The following is a 19091-nucleotide window of genomic DNA, read 5'->3' on the forward strand; positions in this document are numbered from 1 at the left end:
GCCATGGCGATCAAACAATTATTAAAACGCACCAGTGGCTGGCTGTACCTCAACTCACCGGTGGGGCGCAATCAGCTGCACGGCGCCGGGGTGATCCTGATGCTGCACCGGGTGCTGGCCAGCGACCGCGCCGCCGACCTGCCGCATCGCAATGAATTGTGCGTCGGCCCGAAGGCCTTCGAGCACTTGTTGGCGTGGCTGAAAAAACACTTCGACTGCGTGCCGCTGATGGACATTCTGCAACCCGGCACCCAGCGTTCGGAGCGGCCGAAAGTCACCCTGACCTTCGACGATGGCTGGCGCGATAACGACATCAATGCCTTCCCGCTGCTGCAGAAATACCAGGTGCCGGCGAGCATTTTTCTCTCCACCGATTTCATTGGCAGCCGCCAGCGTTTCTGGTGGGAAAGCATCGGCGAAACCCTGTGGGGCAGTTATGGCGAAATCGCCCGCCATCATCTGATCGAAAGCCTGCTGCAGGTCGGTCGAGCGCTGCCGGTGTTGCTTGATGACCTCGACGTCGAGCGCCGCAGCCTGACGTTGCTGCACTACCTGCAAAGTCTGAAAAGCCTGTCGCCCGACGACTTGAACCGGCTGACCTACGAATGCCCAGACGAGTCGATGCCCCAGGCGCTCGACTGGCAACAAGTGCGCGCGCTGGAAGCTTCGGGGCTGGTGCGTTTCGGCCCGCATGGCGCCAGTCACGCGATCCTCACCGGCCTCAGTGATCGGCGCCTCGACGAAGAACTCAGCCGCAGCCGCGAGGCGTTGTTGCTCGGCTGCAATCGGCCGTTGCCGGTCTACTGCTACCCCAACGGCGACCACGACGCGCGGGTGCGCCAGCACGTCGCCGGGCATGATTTTCCGTTCGCCCTCGGCACCGGCACCGGTATTTATCGCGGCGCCAGCGACCCCTTGGCCTTGCCGCGTTTCGGCGTCAGCCAACGCACCGCGCGTAACCCGGAATTGCTCTCGTGGCGCATTTATCGCGGAGCACGGCCATGAGCCGCAGCCATTACCTCAAACACCTGGCCCTGAGCATGGGCACCAAACTGGCAATGATCGGCCTGCGCTTGCTGCGCAACGTTTTGCTCGCGCGGATCCTCGGGCCAAGCGAGCGCGGTCTGTTTGCCCTGCTCAGCACCCTGCCCGACCTGATCAGCGCCGCCACCAGCGGTGGCTTGAATTCGGCGGTCGGTTATCAAGCCGCCAAGCAACGGCCGATGGGTTTGCTGCTGAGCCAAGTATTGGTGTTCGGTTGCCTGCTGGCGCTGTTGCTGACATTGCTGGTGGTGGCGTTGACCCGTGAATTCGGCAGCGAACTGGACATCACCACGCAGCTCGGTTTGCTCGCCTGGCTGTTGTTGCTGGCGGTGCCGTTGACTGTGCTCAAAAGTGGTTTGCTCACACTGCACAATGCTTCCGGCGGCGTGGTTGCGTTCAACGTCTTGCGCCTGATCGAATCGCTGGCGCCGCTGCTGCTGTTTCTCGCCCTGTTCTGGATGTGGAAAGAAGCGGCGCTCGAAGCGGCGGTGATCAGTTGGCTGGCCGGCATCAGTCTGGTGGTGCTGGCGGGTTGGATCTGGCTCAAACGCAGTCAACCGGTGACGCTGCAATGGGACCGCGCCAGTCAAAATGAACTGCTGCGCTACAGCGCGCGCAGCCATCCCGACTTGTTGTTCCAACAAGTGATCCTGCGTTCCGATTACCTGTTCATCGGCGCCCTGCTCGGCAGCACCGCGCTGGGGCATTACGCGATGGCCAGCGCCGCCGCCGAACTGCTGCTGATCGTCCCGGAAGCGGTGACCACGCCACTGATGAAACGCCTGTTGCAGCAAGAGGCCGGGATCGAAAAAGTCACGCCACTGGCGCTGCGCCTGACCGCGACGGTGATGCTCGGCGCGTGCCTGAGCATGGCGGTGATTGGCGAATGGCTGATCGTCACGTTGTTCGGCGCCGCCTATCAACCGGCGTATCCGGCGTTGCTGGCGCTGCTGCCGGGGCTGTTCGGCTTGTGCTACGCGAGCATCCTGCGCCTCGACCTGCTGGGCAAAAATCGTCCCGGCACGATCTCGCTGATGATGGGCCTGGGTGCGGTGCTCAACCTCGCGCTGAACCTGCTGTTGATCCCGACTTACGGCATCGTCGGCGCCGCTGCTGCTTCATCCGTCGCCTACCTGGCGGTGACTGTGGCGATGCTGGTGCTGTATTGCCGCTTGAGCGGCGTGCCGGTCTGGCAAACCCTGATTATTCTGCCCAGCGACATCACGCCGATGCTGCTGATGCTGCAACGGAAATCGGCATGAAATCCGTCGCCCGACGGTTGCCGCGCAGACTGGCGCGCGGGCTGACGCTCGGGCTGCTGCTCGGCTGGGCGCTGGGCTCTCACGCGGCGCCGATGCATTGGGGCGAGATTCGTGACGGCAGTCTGTACCTGCAAGCCAATCGCCCTGACACGGTGACCGTACGCTGGGCGCCGGCGTGGCAGGCCGACGCCAATGAAGAACGGATTTATCTGATTGACGGCCAAGGCAAACTGCAGGGCGAACGCCTGATCGCCGCGACCGAATCGCGCGGCAAGCAGAGCTGGCCGTTGCTGCCCGGCGCGGCGAGTTATCGACTGGAAATTCCCGGCTACAGCTTCCGCCACTACAAGGTCGAACACGACGACAGCACAGTCGCGCTATTCGCCCCGGCCAAGGTGCATTTCAGCGCCGAAACCCATGACGGCACCGAGTTGTATTTCAAAGTCGCGCCGGGAGAACGCGCGGTGCTTGCCGGCAAGTTCCATGGCGGCGTCAGCACCCTGCAAGCGCAACGGCTGAGCGACAAACTGCAATTGCTGCTGCCGCTCAAACCGTATCGCGCTTATTGGCAATTCGATGAGGTTGAACTGCCGGTGGCTGTGACCGAACAAGTCTGGCGCCTGCGGTTACGCGGCAGCGGCAAAGCGGCGTTCTGGCTCGACGGCACGGCTAATCTGTTCGCGCAAAATCCGCAGCAACTCAAGCCGCTGCGCGAGGACGCTGGCCAGACCCAATTGACCTTGCACAACGAGCTGCTCGGGCCGACGCCGAACCTGGGTGTCGCCCTGCCCTACGTGATGCCGCCGCCGTCGAGTTTTGCCGTGCTCGATGCGCTCAAGGCACGCTCGGCGAGCTACTACAGCTTTGTCGACGTCACTCAGAAACAACCGAAATACGAGAACAAATTTCGCCAGCTCTATCAGCAGCGTTTTGGCATAACCCACGACATCACGTTGCTCGCCGGCAGCCAACGCCAGGCCGATTTGCGCGCCGACACCATGAGCAATGCCGGCCTCGACGCCTGGCTCGCCGCCACCCGCGCGCTCGGCGGCAAAGGCACGCATTACATCGGTTTCGCCGACGAGCCGAACCTCAATTACCCGGACTACGCCAGCTACCAAAGCATCTTCAACAGCATGGCCAAACAAGTGCGAAGCAACCCGGCCAACGCCAAGGCTGGCGTGCGCATCGCCATGCCGGCCACCTCGCGGCTGGTCAACGGGCCGTTCGCCGACAACGCGGCGGACAAGCGTGGCATCGACTGGGCGAAACGCCTGCTCGCCGAATCCGCCGATCAGGTCGATGCGCTGGCGTGGCACGAATGGATGATTCGCGATTTGCTCGCCACCCGGGTCTACCGCGACAGCGTGCGCCGCGCCGCCGACCTCGTCGGGCTCGACGCCAAGGGCCGGCCGCGCAAGGCGTTGCTGCTCGATCAGACCAACATGTCCAGCGGCTCCAGCCTCAGCCCTTACGATCAGGAAACCCATTACGCCTCGCTGTGGTGGGCGTCGGTGGTGATCAATTCATCGCAGGACGGCTTGCTGGAAATGCTCAATTTTTTCCAGGCCGCCGACGAGCCGAACTACCCCAAGGGCATGTTCAAAGTCATCAATGACAACCAGTTCGTGATGAAACCGGTCGGCTGGGCGCAGCAGTTTATTCAGGAACATTGGTTGCACAGCGTGATGCGCCTGGAGAACAGCGCGTTTGAAGTCGATGCGTTGGCGATGGCCAGCGAACTGCAACGCAGCGTGCTCGGCGTCAACAAAGCCAAGCGTCTGCAGCGGGTCAGCCTGGCCGGGGCGAAGTGCCCGTTGGCCAACGGTTCGCTGCGCTATTTCGGCGCCGATAACCGCAGCCGCGACGCACCGTTCAGCTGTGATAACGGTCGCCTCAGTTTCGATTTGCCGGGTGAAACCCTGTTCGCGCTGAGCTGGAGCGCCCAATGAGTAGTTGTCGATTGAATTGCCGCGCCGGTCTTGCGCCGCGCGACGCATTACTCCACCCACGGACCATCCCGTCAGGAGTTCAGCACATGGGTATTTTTCGCAAACTCAGCGAGCACATCAAACAAAAAGGCCTGCGCGCCACCCTTGCCAAGATCTGGAAGCACTTCTTTTTTGCCCACCAGGAGCTGCTATGGATGGAGCGCGATCTGGTGACCCCAGTGCCGCCGCACAAGCTGCGACCCTACGCGCCGCTGCGCCTGGAGACGATTACGCCGCACAACACGCTGGCCTTCAGCAAACACTTCGGCGACCGCGTCGGCACCATGGCCGAACTGGCCGCCGAGGGTCACACCGGGCACATGTACCTCAATGAACAGGGCGAAGCGGTCGCCTTCATCTGGGGCAGCAAGGTCAATTACCACGACCGCCATTATTACGGTTGCTGGTTCCCGGTGCGCCCCGGCGAGTTTTTCGAGTTCGGCGGCGAGCAGATTCGCGCCTATTGGGGCACGACGCTGTCGGTCGATCTGCAACTGAATCTGTGGCAAGCCATGGCCGCTCAGGGCTGCAACAAAGTCGTCGACGTCTGCGAGTACCAGAACATTCCCGCCCTCAAATTGCACATTCGCATGGGCTACAAGGAGCAAGGTCGAATCATGAACGTCTATACATTGTTTGGCCGCTGGCGCTTCTACCGGGAAACGACCTATAGCGGTTCGCGCCTGGATGCCTTGCGCAAACCGGCGTCCGCCGCTGTCACCGCGTCGGCGGCCTGACCGATGGCGGCGCGATTCGAATGGCGCACTTCGCTGTGCGCCGCGGACTTTCCGGCAGCGGCTTACGAGGCGTTGCGTCTGCGTGTGACCGACCACACGCCGTTCAACACCCTGGCCTGGCTGGGCGCCGCCGAAAAGGTCCTCAACCCCGGCGAGCAATTGCACGTGCTGCTCGGCTGGCAGGGCGATGAATTGGCGCTGTGCCTGCCGTTGGTGACCACCCGCGAACGCTTCGGCGGTCTGTCGTTTCGGGTGGTGCATCACCTCGGCTACCCGCTGACTGATCGTCTGGCGCTGCTCGCCTGCCTCGATGCCGAGAGCATCCGCAAAGCGCTGATCGTGATCCGTCGCCGCTTGCCCTACGCATTGCTGCAACTTAACGAGCTGTCCGAACCGACCGGCGAAGAAAGTGCCCTGACGGTGTGGATGGCGCACAGCTCCACCGGAGAACGGCGCCTGAGTTGCAAGGTGCCGGTGCACCTGATCAGTGAAGCGGATCGCCAGGAAGTGTCCGGCGATCCGCGCTACAAACTGCGCCGCGCGCGCAAGCGTATCGCTGCGTGCGGCGCTGAAGTGCGGCGCATCACCCCGGACGCTTTGACCATGGGCCCGCTGTTGCAGGCCATCAGCGAAGTCGAAGCGGTGAGTTGGAAAGGAGATGAGGGCGTGGGCATTTTCGCCGACGACCGCCATCGCCAATGGATGAATCGCGCCTTCACCGCCCTCGCCGCCCAAGGTCTGGTGCGTGTGGTGGTGCTGGAACTCGACGGCCGCTGCATCAGCTATCGCCTCGGTTTGCTCGAGCAGGGTCGGCTGTACGACTACAACCTCGCGTTCCTGCCGCAATACGCTGATCTGGGCAGCGGCCGGGTCTTGCTCGAAGAGTGGATTCGCTGGGGCCTGGACGACAATTGGCGCTGGATCGATGCCTCGCGCGTCAGCCTGGAAAACTCCAGTCATCAACTCCACGAGCGCATGACCGGGCAACTCGAACACTGGCGCTGGAGTTTCTATTCCTGGCGCCCGAGCGGCCTCGTGTTGGGGCTGGCGTTGCGCGTCTGGCAGCAGCTGAAACCGACCTTGCACAAATGGCGGGCGAAACGTGCGGCAGCCGCTGTGGTGACCACACCTGCGGTGGCCAAGCCTGCGGCGATTATCGAGAAACCAATGGAGGGCGAGCATGCCTCAGCAAGTCATAGTCAACGCTGACGATTTCGGCCTCAGCCCGTGCGAAAACGCGGTGATTCTCGGCGCGTTTCAGGCCGGGGTCATCAGTTCGGCGACAGCCATGGCCAACATGCCGGCATTCGAAGCTGCGTGCCAGATGGCCCAGCACCCGCTGCTCAAGGGACGCATCGGCCTGCATTTCAACCTGACGTATGGCCGGCCGTTGAGCCAGAGCATTCGCGCGCGCCCAACGTTTTGCGACAGCCAGGGCGGGTTTGATCTGAACCTGCGGCGCCACAGCTTCTGGCTCAGTCGCGAGGACCGCGCGGCGGTGTTGGAGGAACTGCAAGCTCAATGGCAGCGCTGCGTCGACCGCGACATGCGCCCCAGCCACATCGATTCGCACCAGCACGTGCACAACATCTGGCCGATTGGCGAGATCGTCGCGCGGTTCGCCGCGAGTCAAGGGGTGGCGGTGCGCCTGGCGCGAAATCTGGGGCAAAACCTGAGTTTGCCGAAGCGGGTATTCAAGGGTTTGCTCAATCGTCGTTTGCACAGTTTGGCCGGTGCCTCGGCGGACTATGTATGCACGCCCGTGGACCTGCGAAATCAGCCGATGCCGACTGACGGCCTGCTGGAAATCGTCGCTCATCCGAACCAGTTGGGCGCCGATTTTGGTGACGCCTATTTGAACCCCGGGGAGTCGTTGACGCAGGTGCTAGAGCGGCGCCTTGCGGGTATCGAGCGGGTGTCGTACGGCGTGTTTCATCGGGACCTGGCCACCCGGACTGCAGTACTGGAATGAGCAACATAAGTTGCAACATATTCAAAGCTGGCGTTTTGATATGAACCGACAGCCTTGATCTATACCCATAAAAAGAACCACCACACCACACCCTGGCTTCGGCCACGGAGGGCTCCATGAACGTCATCGAAAAGCTTCGCGAACGCATCAGGCAAAAGGGCTTGGGCAACCTCTTCAAGGCATTCTGGAAGCGCTATGTGTTCTTCCATTGGGAGCTGTTGTGGATGGAACGTGACCTGGTCAGCCCGGTGCCGCCGCACAAACTGCGGCCCTATTCCGGTTTGCGCAAGGTCGACATCACACCGGAAAACGCGACGGCGTTCGCCAAGCATTTTGGCGACCGCGTCGGGACCATGGCGGAACTCGCCGCCGAGGGCCACACCGGGCACATGTACCTCGACGAGCAGGACGATGCGGTCGGCTTCATTTGGGCCAGCACCCGCAACTACCACGACCGCCACTATTACGGTTGCTGGTTTCCGGTGAAACCGGGCGAGTTCTTCGAATTCGGCGGCGAAATGATCCGCACCTACTTCGGCACCAGCCTGTCGGTGGACGTGCAGATTGCGTTGTGGGAAACGATGGCGGCGCAAGGTTGCAACAAAGTGGTGGACGTGTGCGAAACCCACAACATTCCAGCGCTGAAATTGCACATCCGCATGGGCTATCAAGAACAAGGTCGGGTGACCCACGTCTACGGCTTTTTCGGCGGGCGCTGGCGCTTCTTCCGCGAAACCCGCTACCAAGGCTCGCGCCTCGACCCACTGCGCAAACCGGGCCGGCCAGTGGTGGTATCGGCGGCTGTTTAAGGGGTGGTAATTAAGGGTAGGTAAATGCTTGAGAGGGGGGGATGGCGCTTGGCGCCATCGCGAGCAAGCTCGCTCCCACAGGGGATTTGTATTGGTCACTGATTACGTGTGCGCAACAAATCACCTGTGGGAGCGAGCTTGCTCGCGATAGCAGTCTCACTGCGAAAGCAGATTAACCCGCCAAACCGACGAACATGTCCTGCACGTCATCGTGGTTATCGAGGCCTTCGAGGAAGGCTTCGACTTCAGCCATTTGCTCATCGCTCAAACCGCTGACCGGGTTTTTCGGCTGGTAGCCCAACTTCGCCGCCAACACGGTAAAACCCTGCTCTGGCAAGGCTTTCTGCACGGCATCAAGGTCCGCAGGCTCGGTCAGGAACAGGGTCGTGCCCTCTTCTTCGCCCGGCTCGAAATCCTGTGCGCCGGCCTCGATGGCGGCCATTTCCGGATCGGCGTCAGGGCTGTCCGGGGACGCCTCGATCATGCCGACATGGTTGAAATCCCAGGCGACCGAACCGGAAGCACCCAATTGGCCCTTGCGGAACGCGACGCGGATTTCCGCGACGGTGCGGTTGATGTTGTCGGTCACGCATTCCACGATCAGCGGCACCTGATGCGGGGCGAAGCCTTCATAGGTCACGCGATGGTATTGCACGGTTTCGCCCAACAGGCCCGCGCCTTTCTTGATCGCGCGGTCGAGGGTTTCTTTCGGCATCGAAGCCTTCTTGGCCTGCTCAACAACCAGACGCAAGTGGGCGTTGGTGGTGACATCGGCGCCGTTACGCGCAGCAATGGTGATTTCTTTCACCAATTTGCCGAAGATCTTGCCTTTGGCATTGGATGCCGCTTCTTTGTGTTTAACCTTCCACTGTGCGCCCATTACTCACTCTCTTGATCTGTGGCGCCGAGACATCTATTGGCCGACGCATGGCGGCAAGTTTATACGGCCTAAAGTCGGCAATCGACCAAAAATTCCATGCTGTTTAGCCAAGCCGCGTCGACTTATTCAACAGTGCTTGTAGGGCAAATCTGAAAAGTCGCTTTGCAGGGTCTATTCCTGCGCGCGGTTACGTACCCTCTGCGCCCCGTAATCCATGGCAGAAGCGCACTCGATGCACAACGACAAGGAAAGTCCCTTCACCCTGACGCTGGTCGAGGATGATTTGAGTTGGCAAGTGTTGCAGTTCAGCGGCCACGAAGCCCTCAACCAGCCTTACCGCTTCGACATCGAAGTGATCGGCCTCGCCCCGGCGATGAACCTCGACCGTGTGTTGCAGCAACCGGCCTATTTGAGCCTGGGCGATGGCCAGGGTTTTCATGGCGTGGTGCACAGCGCCAGTCGCGAGCAGCGCGGCGCGCAGCGCATCGGTTACCGACAGGTCCTAGTGCCGAACCTGCAACGGCTCGAGCAACCACGCAAGCGACGGGTATTTCAGCAGCTCGACGTGCCAGCGATTGTTCGCCAATTGCTCTCGGAACACGCCCTGCCCGAGGACAGCTATCGCCTCGAACTGAATACCGGGCACTACCCCGTGCGGCCGTTTTGCATTCAGTACGAGGAAAGTGACCTGGCGTTGCTGCAACGGCTCTGCGAGGAGGAAGGCATTCACTATCACTTCGAACACAGCATCGCCGGGCATGTCGTGGTGTTCGCCGATGACAGTTCGAGTTTTCCTCAAGCGCCGGTGATCACGCCGTTTCATGGCGACGCTTTTGATGAACCGTCATTTGTTGCAATCCGCGAAATGTTCCAGCGCCTGGATTCGCCGCCGATTCCACCGCTGCCTGGCGCCAATGATCGGGGCATGCAGGTGCTCAGCGCTGACGCGGCCAATCATCCGCCGAGCGAAAAACCCAGACTGATCGGGCATCCCGGCGCCGGGCAAATGCACAGCGAACAACGCAGCCGCCGAACATTGCAGCAGTTGCGCTGCCAGCATCGGCAAATGCATGGCAAAAGCGATCAGACCGCGCTGCTCAGCGGCCGTGTCGTGCAGGTCGAACAACATCCGCTGGCGAGTTTCAATGATCAATGGCTGCTCACCGAGGTTCGCCATCAAGGTCGGCAGTCGTCGATTCTGGCGCGGGACAGTGCCTCGCGGCCGGCAGGTTATTGCAATGAGTTCAGCGCGATTGTCTGGTCAAGTGTGTTCAGGCCAGCGTTGAAACAACCGCGGCCGATTATCCCCGGCTATCAACCGGGGCGCGTGATGGGCGTGCCGGGGCAAGCGCCGACGCTGGATGAATTGGGACGAATTGAGGTCAGCCTGTGGCCGGAATCGGCGGCGCAGCTTTCGCAGGGAATATGGTTGCCGGTGGCGCTGGGCGCGGCCGGCATGCCGCTGGCCGGCAGCGAGGTGTACGTGAGTTTTCTCGACAGCGACCCGGATCGGCCGATTGTCTGCGCAGAGGTTAATCCGCAGAAACGCCGAAAACCGCCGGCAGCAACACCGCGTGGCGATACGCGGCTGCTGCTGGATTGGTTGGTCAATTGTCCGGATAACCCTTGAGAACTGAGTGCCGAAGGTCGCGGCAAGGTCCGCCCTTGTGGCGAGGGGGCTTGCCCCCGTTGGACGGCGCAGCGAGCCTGGAAAAGCGACGGTTGCTGCGCGACCGAACGGGGGCAAGCCCCCTCGCCACAGGGTTATGTGTCTGATCTACAGAGTTGCTCAGCCCTTGTCAGCCTTGCCCGCCGCTGCCGCGAACTTCGCCAGGCGCACGTCGAGATGCCTTGGCCGGCGTCCGTGATCCTCGGCGCGTTCCTTGCGGCGGATGGTGCGCGAGAGTTTGGTGTAGGCAGGTCTGGCCCCATCGCGGGCAAGCCTCGCTCCCACAGGTTTTGTGTCGTGCACCAAATGTGTGTCTGGCATAAATCCCTGTGGGAGCATGGCTTGCCCGCGAGGGTCGCGCCTCGGTCTAGCTGGCCGGAGCCAAATCAAAAAACGCCTGAATCAATCGCAAATCCCGCCGCCGCTGCATGCACCCGATCATGTGCCGGTTGACCAGCCCATCGCCGACAATCGGCACCGCCACCACCCGCGGGTCATGGCTGACTTCCACCGACGACACCACGCCAACCCCCAGTTCCGCAGCAACGGCCTCGGTCACCGCCTCACGACTGTCCAGTTCCAGCAACACCCGCGGACTGACCCGGGCCTGAGCGCACGCCTGATCAAACGTGCGCCGCGTAATCGAACTCGGCTCGCGCAGCACCATGATTACCTGATCCAGTTCCTTCAGCGGCACATCCTTGACCCGATGCGCCCACGGGTGCGCGGCCGGCACCAACGCGCAAATCCGTGATTCGCTCAGCGCTTGCAGATGCAAGCCTTTGCGCGGTTCGACCTCGGTCAGCACCGCGACATCCGCGTGTTCGGACAACAACGCGCCCAAGGTTTCCTGCGCGTTGCCCAGGCGCAGGTTCACCGTTATTCCCGGATACCGCGCGCGCAAACTGGCGAGCATCGGCATGACCATGTGCGGGCCGTCCGCCGCAACTTCCAGGCGCCCGGTGAGCAACTGCCGGTTGGCCTCGAGCAGCACTTGCGCCTCTTCGGCCAAACCAAACATCGCGCGGGTGATCGCCGCGAGTTTGGTGCCCTCCTCGGTCAATTCGACCCGGCGCGCGGTGCGCCGCAACAAGGTGATCTGGTAATGCTCCTCCAGCGCTTTGATGTGCCCAGTGACCGCCGGTTGGCTAATGAACAACCGCGCAGCCGCCCGGGTAAAGCTGCCCTCGCGGGCCACCGCATCGAACGCGCGGAGCTGGAACAGGTTCATGAATAACCCTCGCTGATGGTTGGCATAACAACAAACAATTTGATTGATGCAACGGCAAATTGCAATTTAAGCCCCGTAGCTTCATCCCATCGATTGCGAGGACACGAGAATGAGTATTGCCGAACCCATCCTGCTCACCCCCGGCCCACTGACCACTTCGGCCCGCACCCGCCAGGCGATGATGGTCGACTGGGGTTCATGGGATGACCGCTTCAATCAACTGACCGCCAGCCTCTGCGAACAATTGCTGACCATCATCAACGGCGCGCACAGCCACCATTGCGTGCCTCTGCAGGGCAGCGGCACCTTCGCCGTTGAAGCGGCAATCGGCACTCTGGTGCCGCGCGACGGCAAAGTCCTGGTGCTGATCAACGGCGCCTACGGCAAACGCCTGGCGAAGATTTGCGAAGTGCTCGGCCGCCCGTTCAGCACCTTCGAAACCGCCGAAGACGAGCCGACCACCGCTGCCGATGTCGATCGCCTGTTGCGCGCCGATCCGAGCATCAGCCACATCGCGCTGATCCATTGCGAAACCAGCACCGGCATCCTCAACCCTTTGCCGGAGATTGCCGCCGTCATCGCGCAGCATGGCAAAAGCCTGATCATTGATGCGATGAGCTCGTTCGGCGCGCTGCCGATTGACGCGCAACAGGTGCCGTTCGACGCGCTGATCGCCGCCTCTGGCAAGTGCCTGGAAGGTGTGCCGGGCATGGGTTTTGTCTTCGCTCGCAAAGAGTCGCTGGCGCAAGCCGCGGGCAATTCGCACTCGCTGGCGATGGACTTGTTCGACCAGCACAGCTATATGGCCAAGACCGGCCAGTGGCGCTTCACCCCGCCGACCCACGTCGTCGCCGCGCTGCACGAAGCGCTGCTGCAATACAACGAAGAAGGCGGTTTGCCCGCGCGTCATCAGCGCTACGCGAACAATTGCCAGGTGTTGCTTGATGACATGGCCAAACTCGGTTTGCGCAGTTTTCTGCCTGCCGCGATCCAGGCACCGATCATCGTTACGTTCCATGCACCGAAAGATCCGCGCTACCAATTCAAGGAGTTTTACGAACGGGTCAAAGCCAAGGGTTACATCCTCTATCCGGGCAAATTGACCCAGGTCGAAACCTTCCGCGTCGGCTGCATCGGCCACGTCAACGAGGCGGAGATGCATGCGGCCGTGGCAGCGATTGCCCAAGTGCTGCGCGAAATGGAAGTCCTCGACATCTGACCACTTACGGCCCTGAAGCAGCTGCCGAGCCCCGGCGAGGCTGCGTCCGGCAGCGCAGCTGTCGTAAAACCATCCACCTCGGTGTTTCAGGTGGACTGCGTGGCCAGTAAACGACGGCTTCGCCGCCGGACGCAGCCTCGCCGGGGCTTGGCAGCTGCTACAGAAAATCAGCGTTGCACATTCTCGAATTTGCTCATTTAAAAGGATCACATCACATGAATTACAACAACCCAAGCAAACTCCAGGCGGCCATTCTCGATTGGGCTGGCACCGTGGTCGATTTCGGTTCGTTCGCGCCGACGCAGATTTTTGTCGAGGCGTTCGCCGAATTTGACGTGCAGGTTTCCATCGAAGAAGCCCGTGGACCGATGGGCATGGGCAAGTGGGACCACATCCGCACGCTGTGCGATCAGCCGCAAGTCGCCGAGCGTTATCGCATGGCTTTCGGACGCACGCCGACCGACGATGACGTCACCGCGATTTATCAACGGTTCATGCCGTTGCAGATCGAGAAAATCGCCGAGCACTCGGCACTGATCCCCGGCGCTCTGGAAACCATCGCCGCGCTGCGCGAACAAGGGATCAAGATCGGTTCGTGCTCCGGTTATCCGAAACAGGTCATGGACAAAGTCGTCGAACTGGCCGCCACCAACGGCTACGTCGCCGACCACGTAGTCGCCACCGACGAAGTGCCAAACGGTCGCCCATGGCCAGCGCAGGCATTGGCCAACGTGATCGCGCTGGGAATCGACGACGTCGGCGCCTGCGTGAAAATCGATGACACCGTGCCGGGCATTCTTGAGGGTCGCCGCGCCGGCATGTGGACCGTGGCGTTGATCTGCTCCGGCAACGCGCTGGGGCTGGACTACAACGGTTATAAAGCGCTCGGCAGTGAAGAACTGGCCAGCGAACGCAAACGGATTCACGCGTTGTTCGAAAGTTCGCGCCCGCATTACATGATCGACACCATTACCGACTTGCCGGAAGTCATCGCGGATATCAATAAGCGTTTGGCCAATGGTGAAATGCCACAAAGTTTCTGACAACCTAAAATGCCGCGACATCGGATGATGTCGCGGCATTTTTTTATAGCAACTATCGACAACCGCTTAGTTGATCTGCACACCGTCAGCGTCAATGATTACGCCGTCGGGATAAACGGTGCTGCCATCCGCGCGAAGTTCGGTGCCATCCGCCCAGACGATTCGCCCATCCAGGTACTCAACAGTACCGTCCGGCCATTCGATACGACCATCCGGATAACCGATTCGGCCATCGGCATACTGCACGATGCCGTCCGGGCGAGTCACCGATTGCTCATCTTCGCTGATCAGGCTGCCATCCGGCAGTTGACCGCGGCCGTCAGCATTGCGGATCAGGCCCGGAGCAGTGAGCAGGTTGTACCAGCCCAGCGGGTCAATCGTGATGTTGAAGGTCGGCCACGGCAACGGCTGACGCGGGCTCGGCCGCGGCGCTGGTTTCGGCGCAGGCTTAGGGGTCAGACCCGGTTTCGGTGCAGGTTTTGGCGCTGGTTTAGGAGCTGGCTTGGGGGCCGGTTTTGGCGCCGGTTTCGGCGTTGGTTTTGGAGCAGGCTTTGGCGCCGGCTTGGGTGTTGGTGCCGGTTTCGGGGTTGGCGCAGGTTTTGGCGCTGGTTTGGGTTTCGGCGCAGGCGGTTTGGCCGCCATCATTTTTCGCGCCGGGCCTTGTTTCTGTGCTTGGGTGAAAATGAATCCTTTCATGAACTTCTCCAGTTATATAAGTAGGTGTATCAACTTTTACTAAAGCCACCAGTAAATTGAATTAAACAAGTGAGGGCCTGGCGACAGAGTATATAACCGGCATGGAAAGGCAAAACCGCAAGCGATACAAAACATGAGTAACGTTTAATTAACAACTATCAACTAGCAGAACAAAAGCTCATTAAGCAACAGCAAATCCACGACGCCCCTGCAAACCGCCAGTATGAATAAAGATCAAACGCGAACCCGGCGCAAATCTTCCTGATTCAATATGTTGTTTGAGTGCCAGCAACGCTTTGCCGGTGTACAGCGGTTCCAGAGCAATGCCGCTTTGCTGTTCAGTCTGTTGTATAAACGCCAGCAACAGCGGATCAACCTTGGCAAAACCTCCACGACTGGCGTCGACCAGTTCATACCGCGACTCAGCCAACCCCGCCTCGCGCACAATCGCCTCAACCTGTTGCGCCACGCCATGATCGTCGGGCACGGCCAGCGCGCCGTAAACCGGATGCTCGCCGGCCTCGGCCAGAACCAATCCCGCGAGCGTGGTGCCCGTTCCGCAGGCCAGCCACCAGCCGTCGTGATCGCGCCAGCCCAGACCGCTCAATTGTTGCTGCACCTGACTTTTGAGCTGCCGACAGCCAAGCGCCCCCAGCAACCCGCCACCACCCTCCGGCACCGCGTGCAGCGTCGGGTATTGCGTCTGCCATGGCAGCCAGAAACCCGGCTCGTGGCGCGCGCGATAGCCGCCGTAACCGAGCCAATGCAGCTGCATGCCGAACTCGCGCAAATCGATGACGGTCGGCGTGTCTTGCGCATGCCCGCGCAGCAAACCGACGGTTTTGAAACCGAAACGTTGGCCCGCTGCAGCGAGCGCATGCAGATGATTGGAGTGCGCGCCGCCGAGGCTGATGATGCCTTCGGCACCGGCGAGATCAGCCGCATTGAGGTGCTCAGTGAGTTTGAACCACTTGTTGCCGCTGATCAGCGGGTCGATCTGGTCGAGACGCAGGATCGCCACGTCGACGCCGGCGCGGGTCAGCCAGTCGAGGTGCAGCGTTTCGAGGGGAGCGATGGCTTGCCAGTCGCTGGGAGGGAGAAACATCGATGCCGGCTCTGGATAAAGAGCCGGCATCTTATCAGCACGCTGGCCGGTTTAGAGTTCGGCGGCCAAACGCGAACCCTGGTTGATCGCACGTTTGGCGTCGAGCTCGGCTGCCACGTCTGCGCCGCCGATCAAGTGCACATTCTGCCCGGCCGCGAGCAAACCGTCCTGCAACTCACGCAACGGGTCCTGCCCGGCGCAAATCACGATGTTGTCGACCGCCAGCACCTGCGGCTCGCCAGTTTCGCCGATGCGAATGTGCAAGCCTTCATCGTCGATTTTCAGGTATTCGACGCTGTTGAGCATTTGCACCTGTTTGTTCTTCAACCCGGTGCGGTGAATCCAGCCGGTGGTTTTGCCCAGGCCATCGCCGACCTTGGAGCTCTTGCGTTGCAGCAGGAACACCTCGCGGGCCGGCGCATGCGGTTGAGCCTTGATCCCGGCGACGCCGCCACGCGCTTCAAGGTGCGTGTCGATGCCCCACTCTTTCCAGAACGCGGCGCGGTCGAGGCTGGTCGACACGCCTTGATGCACAAGAAATTCCGAGACGTCGAAACCGATGCCGCCGGCGCCAATCACCGCCACGCGTTTGCCCACCGGTTTGCGCTCGAGGATCACGTCGAGATAGCTCAGCACTTTGGCATTGTCGACGCCCGGAATCGCCGGCGTGCGTGGCGCAATGCCGGTGGCCAGGATGATCTCGTCAAAGCCGCCGGCGACCAGTTGTGCGACGTCGACGCGAGTATTCAGGCAGACCTCGACGTGGGTGGTCTGCAACTTGCGGTTGAAATAACGCAGGGTTTCGAAGAACTCTTCCTTGCCCGGCACGCGTTTGGCGATGTTGAACTGGCCGCCGATTTCGCTGGCCGAATCGAACAAGGTCACCTGATGCCCGCGCTCGGCAGCCACGGTGGCAGCGGCCAGACCCGCAGGCCCGGCGCCGACCACGGCGATTTTCTTGATTCGTTGCACGGGCAGGTAATTGAGTTCGGTTTCATGGCAGGCGCGCGGGTTGACCAGGCAACTGGTCAATTTGCCGCCGAAGGTGTGGTCGAGGCACGCCTGATTGCAGCCAATGCACGTATTGATTTCATCAGCGCGACCGGCCGCAGCCTTATTGACGAAATCGGCGTCGGCGAGAAATGGCCGCGCCATCGAGACCATGTCCGCGTCACCTTCGGCGAGGATCTGCTCGGCGATTTCCGGAGTGTTGATGCGGTTGGTGGTGATCAGCGGAATGCTCACCGAGCCGCGCAGTTTCGCCGTGACTTTGCTGAACGCCGCGCGCGGGACTTTGGTGGCGATGGTCGGAATCCGCGCTTCGTGCCAGCCAATCCCGGTGTTGATAATGGACGCGCCGGCCTGCTCGATGGCTTTGGCGAGGGTGACGATTTCTTCCCAGGAGCTGCCGCCCTCGACCAAGTCGAGCATCGACAAACGGAAAATGATGATGAAATTCGGACCGACCGCTTCGCGCACGCGGCGGACGATTTCCACCGGCAGGCGCATGCGGTTTTCGTAGCTGCCGCCCCAGCGGTCGGTGCGGTGGTTGGTGTGGGCCGCGAGGAACTGGTTAATGAAATAACCTTCGGAACCCATGATCTCGACGCCGTCGTATTCGGCTTTTTGCGCGAGAGCCGAACAGGTGACGAAATCGCTGATTTGCTTCTCGATGCCTTCCTCGTCCAGCTCTTTTGGCTTGAACGGGTTGATCGGCGCCTGAATCGCGCTCGGCGCCACTTGTTTCGGGCTGTAGGCGTAACGCCCGGCGTGGAGGATCTGCATGCAAATCTTGCCGCCCGCCTCGTGCACCGCGCGGGTGACGATCTGGTGTTTGAGCGCTTCTTCTTCGGTGGTCAATTTGGCCGCGCCGGAGTACACGCCGCCCTCATCATTCGGACCGATACCGCCAGTGACCATCAGGCCAACCCCGCCGCGTGCACGCTCGGCAAAGTACGCCGCCATGCGCTCGAAACCGCCGGGCTTTTCCTCAAGGCCAGTGTGCATCGACCCCATCAGGGTGCGGTTGCGCAGCGTGGTAAAACCCAGGTCCAGCGGGGCCAACAGGTGCGGGTAATGAGCGGCGGCCATCGGTAACTCCACATCGAGCGATCACGGAAATTGCGGAAGCTCTGCGGCCCCCGTCAGTCATGTGGCACAGACTAAGAGTCGCACTCGTGTCACTCAATGACCCAAACTGACAACTTATTGATCCAAATGCGCAGCGCCCCTTGGCAAGCGCCGGCATGCGCCCTACCCTAGTCGGTGAATCCTGCACACGGCTGTCGACTGTTTTCCCATGCGCAAACTTCTCTACCTGACCTTTTCCATGGCGTTGATCGCCGCCCTGACGACCTACGCGATGTGGGCCGCGGACCGTCCGGTGGGGCATTATTTGTCCGACCTGCGCATCAATCTGGCGGTCGATCAAGGCACGCCGGCCGATCGCGGCAACTTGCTCGGCATCCAGCCCGAACTGTTCCCGACTGATTACCAAAGCCCCGAACGCCTGCGGCGCAAGCTCGGCGCCTATCTGCACAAGGCCCAGGAACAAGGCCTGCTCAGCGAGAAAACCGTCGTCGTGCTGCCGGAGCATGTGGGCACATGGCTGATGATCAGCGGCGAAAAAGACGAGCTGTATCAGGCCGGCACCCTCAAGGAAGCGATGAACTGGCTGGCGGCGAGCAATCCACTGCAGTTCGCGCGCGCGCTGCTGCGTGCCAAGGGCGCCAGCCGTCTCGATGACGCGCATCTGCGCATGAAAGCCAAAAGCATGGCCAAGGATTACCAGGCGTTGTTTGGTGGCCTGGCGAAAGAATTCAACGTGACACTGGTGGCCGGCACCATCGTGCTGCCGGAGCCAAGTGTGCGCGACGGCGAGCTGAAAATCGGCCACGGCGCGCTATTCAACAGCACCGTGGTGTTCGGTCGCGACGGTTTGCCGATCGGCCAGCCGCAGCGGCAGATGCACCCGATCTTCACCGATCAGGACACCCTCGCCGCCAACACCGAGCACACCATCAGCGTCGTCGACACACCGGCCGGGCGCCTTGGCGTGTTGATCGGCAGCGACAGTTGGTATCCGGACAATTACCGCAAGCTCGACGAACAGAACGTGCAACTGGTGGCAGTCCCGGCCTTCGTGGTCGGCCACGGCGCGTGGGACAAACCGTGGCGCGGCTATAAAGGTCTGTCGACGCCGAGTTCGGTCAGCCTCAAGGCCGGCGAGCTCAGTGAAGGCCAGGCCTGGCATCGTTTGACCCTGATCGCGCAGCCGCCGAGCAGTCAGGCGATTGCCGGGGTCAGTGTGTTCATGCGCGGGCAATTCTGGGACAAGGCCAGCGCCGGGCAGAGTTTCCTCAGCAGCAATGGCCAGCACGCCGCTGACGGCGATCAGCGTGGCGCGCGTTTGTTGAACCTGTGGTTTTAAAAC

General features: G+C 61.3%; 16 protein-coding genes and 1 pseudogene. 11 read left to right on the forward strand and 6 right to left on the reverse strand.

Annotated features, from left to right (window positions below; translation table 11 throughout):
- Positions 1 to 3 precede the first annotated feature (3 nt).
- From BLU01_RS02550 to BLU01_RS02580, 7 genes are all read left to right on the forward strand, one after another.
- Positions 4 to 1005 (forward strand): polysaccharide deacetylase family protein, encoded by a 1002-nt coding sequence (locus BLU01_RS02550; protein ID WP_092270407.1) that lies wholly within the window; start codon positions 4 to 6, stop codon positions 1003 to 1005.
- Positions 1002 to 2306 carry a lipopolysaccharide biosynthesis protein gene (locus BLU01_RS02555; RefSeq protein WP_092270410.1) on the forward strand — a complete coding sequence of 435 codons (1305 nt, stop codon included), beginning with the start codon at positions 1002 to 1004 and terminating at the stop codon, positions 2304 to 2306. Before BLU01_RS02550 ends, BLU01_RS02555 begins: the two co-directional genes overlap by 4 nt.
- A complete protein-coding gene (locus tag BLU01_RS02560) occupies positions 2303 to 4258 on the forward strand; it encodes a hypothetical protein (protein WP_092270413.1) in 1956 nt (651 codons plus the stop codon). Before BLU01_RS02555 ends, BLU01_RS02560 begins: the two co-directional genes overlap by 4 nt.
- Before the next feature lie 86 nt (positions 4259 to 4344).
- Positions 4345 to 5034, forward strand: coding sequence for a GNAT family N-acetyltransferase (locus BLU01_RS02565; RefSeq protein WP_092270416.1), 690 nt, complete (start codon positions 4345 to 4347; stop codon positions 5032 to 5034).
- A 3-nt stretch (positions 5035 to 5037) separates the two neighbouring features.
- Positions 5038 to 6243, forward strand: a complete 1206-nt coding sequence (locus BLU01_RS02570) for a GNAT family N-acetyltransferase (protein WP_092270419.1) — start codon at positions 5038 to 5040, stop codon at positions 6241 to 6243.
- The gene (locus BLU01_RS02575; RefSeq protein ID WP_092281436.1) at positions 6215 to 7006 is read left to right on the forward strand and encodes a ChbG/HpnK family deacetylase; all 792 of its coding nucleotides are present in this window, start codon (positions 6215 to 6217) and stop codon (positions 7004 to 7006) included. The genes BLU01_RS02570 and BLU01_RS02575 overlap by 29 nt, the downstream gene beginning before the upstream one ends.
- Positions 7007 to 7122: 116 nt before the next feature.
- The gene (locus BLU01_RS02580) at positions 7123 to 7815 is read left to right on the forward strand and encodes a GNAT family N-acetyltransferase (protein ID WP_092270422.1); all 693 of its coding nucleotides are present in this window, start codon (positions 7123 to 7125) and stop codon (positions 7813 to 7815) included.
- 172 nt (positions 7816 to 7987) lie between these two features.
- Here the strand turns inward: BLU01_RS02580 and BLU01_RS02585 are convergent, their stop codons facing one another.
- Positions 7988 to 8695, reverse strand: a complete 708-nt coding sequence (locus BLU01_RS02585; RefSeq protein WP_092270425.1) for a YebC/PmpR family DNA-binding transcriptional regulator — start codon at positions 8693 to 8695, stop codon at positions 7988 to 7990.
- Between the two features lie 232 nt (positions 8696 to 8927).
- Between BLU01_RS02585 and BLU01_RS02590 the strand changes: the two genes are divergently transcribed.
- Positions 8928 to 10325, forward strand: a complete 1398-nt coding sequence (locus BLU01_RS02590; protein WP_092270428.1) for a type VI secretion system Vgr family protein — start codon at positions 8928 to 8930, stop codon at positions 10323 to 10325.
- A 159-nt stretch (positions 10326 to 10484) separates the two neighbouring features.
- On the opposite strand, the pseudogene BLU01_RS27920 reads toward BLU01_RS02590, so the two are convergent.
- Together BLU01_RS27920 and BLU01_RS02600 are read right to left on the reverse strand one after the other, a co-directional pair.
- Positions 10485 to 10589, reverse strand: a pseudogene (locus BLU01_RS27920) (hypothetical protein); the annotation flags it as partial.
- Between the two features lie 142 nt (positions 10590 to 10731).
- Positions 10732 to 11595 carry a LysR substrate-binding domain-containing protein gene (locus BLU01_RS02600; RefSeq protein WP_092270434.1) on the reverse strand — a complete coding sequence of 288 codons (864 nt, stop codon included), beginning with the start codon at positions 11593 to 11595 and terminating at the stop codon, positions 10732 to 10734.
- 109 nt (positions 11596 to 11704) lie between these two features.
- On the opposite strand from BLU01_RS02600, the gene BLU01_RS02605 reads away from it, so the two are divergent.
- Both BLU01_RS02605 and phnX read left to right on the forward strand, forming a co-directional pair.
- Complete coding sequence (locus tag BLU01_RS02605) at positions 11705 to 12814, forward strand: 2-aminoethylphosphonate--pyruvate transaminase (protein WP_092270437.1); 1110 nt, start codon at positions 11705 to 11707, stop codon at positions 12812 to 12814.
- A gap of 215 nt (positions 12815 to 13029) precedes the next feature.
- On the forward strand, positions 13030 to 13857 hold the full coding sequence (gene phnX / locus BLU01_RS02610; RefSeq protein ID WP_092270440.1) for a phosphonoacetaldehyde hydrolase: 828 nt from the start codon (positions 13030 to 13032) through the stop codon (positions 13855 to 13857).
- Between the two features lie 66 nt (positions 13858 to 13923).
- On the opposite strand, the gene BLU01_RS27840 is transcribed toward phnX, so the two are convergent.
- The 3 genes from BLU01_RS27840 to BLU01_RS02625 all read right to left on the reverse strand — a co-directional run bounded on the left by BLU01_RS27840 (position 13924) and on the right by BLU01_RS02625 (position 17749).
- Positions 13924 to 14553 carry a hypothetical protein gene (locus BLU01_RS27840; RefSeq protein ID WP_197675579.1) on the reverse strand — a complete coding sequence of 210 codons (630 nt, stop codon included), beginning with the start codon at positions 14551 to 14553 and terminating at the stop codon, positions 13924 to 13926.
- A 181-nt stretch (positions 14554 to 14734) separates the two neighbouring features.
- On the reverse strand, positions 14735 to 15658 hold the full coding sequence (locus BLU01_RS02620; RefSeq protein WP_092270443.1) for a 1-aminocyclopropane-1-carboxylate deaminase/D-cysteine desulfhydrase: 924 nt from the start codon (positions 15656 to 15658) through the stop codon (positions 14735 to 14737).
- 51 nt (positions 15659 to 15709) lie between these two features.
- A complete protein-coding gene (locus tag BLU01_RS02625; RefSeq protein ID WP_092270446.1) occupies positions 15710 to 17749 on the reverse strand; it encodes an NADPH-dependent 2,4-dienoyl-CoA reductase in 2040 nt (679 codons plus the stop codon).
- A 208-nt stretch (positions 17750 to 17957) separates the two neighbouring features.
- Between BLU01_RS02625 and BLU01_RS02630 the strand changes: the two genes are divergently transcribed.
- Positions 17958 to 19088, forward strand: coding sequence for a carbon-nitrogen hydrolase family protein (locus tag BLU01_RS02630; protein ID WP_092270449.1), 1131 nt, complete (start codon positions 17958 to 17960; stop codon positions 19086 to 19088).
- The last annotated feature ends 3 nt before the right edge of the window (positions 19089 to 19091 follow it).

The organism is Pseudomonas prosekii (genome assembly GCF_900105155.1).
GTDB classification, from domain to species: domain Bacteria; phylum Pseudomonadota; class Gammaproteobacteria; order Pseudomonadales; family Pseudomonadaceae; genus Aquipseudomonas; species Aquipseudomonas prosekii.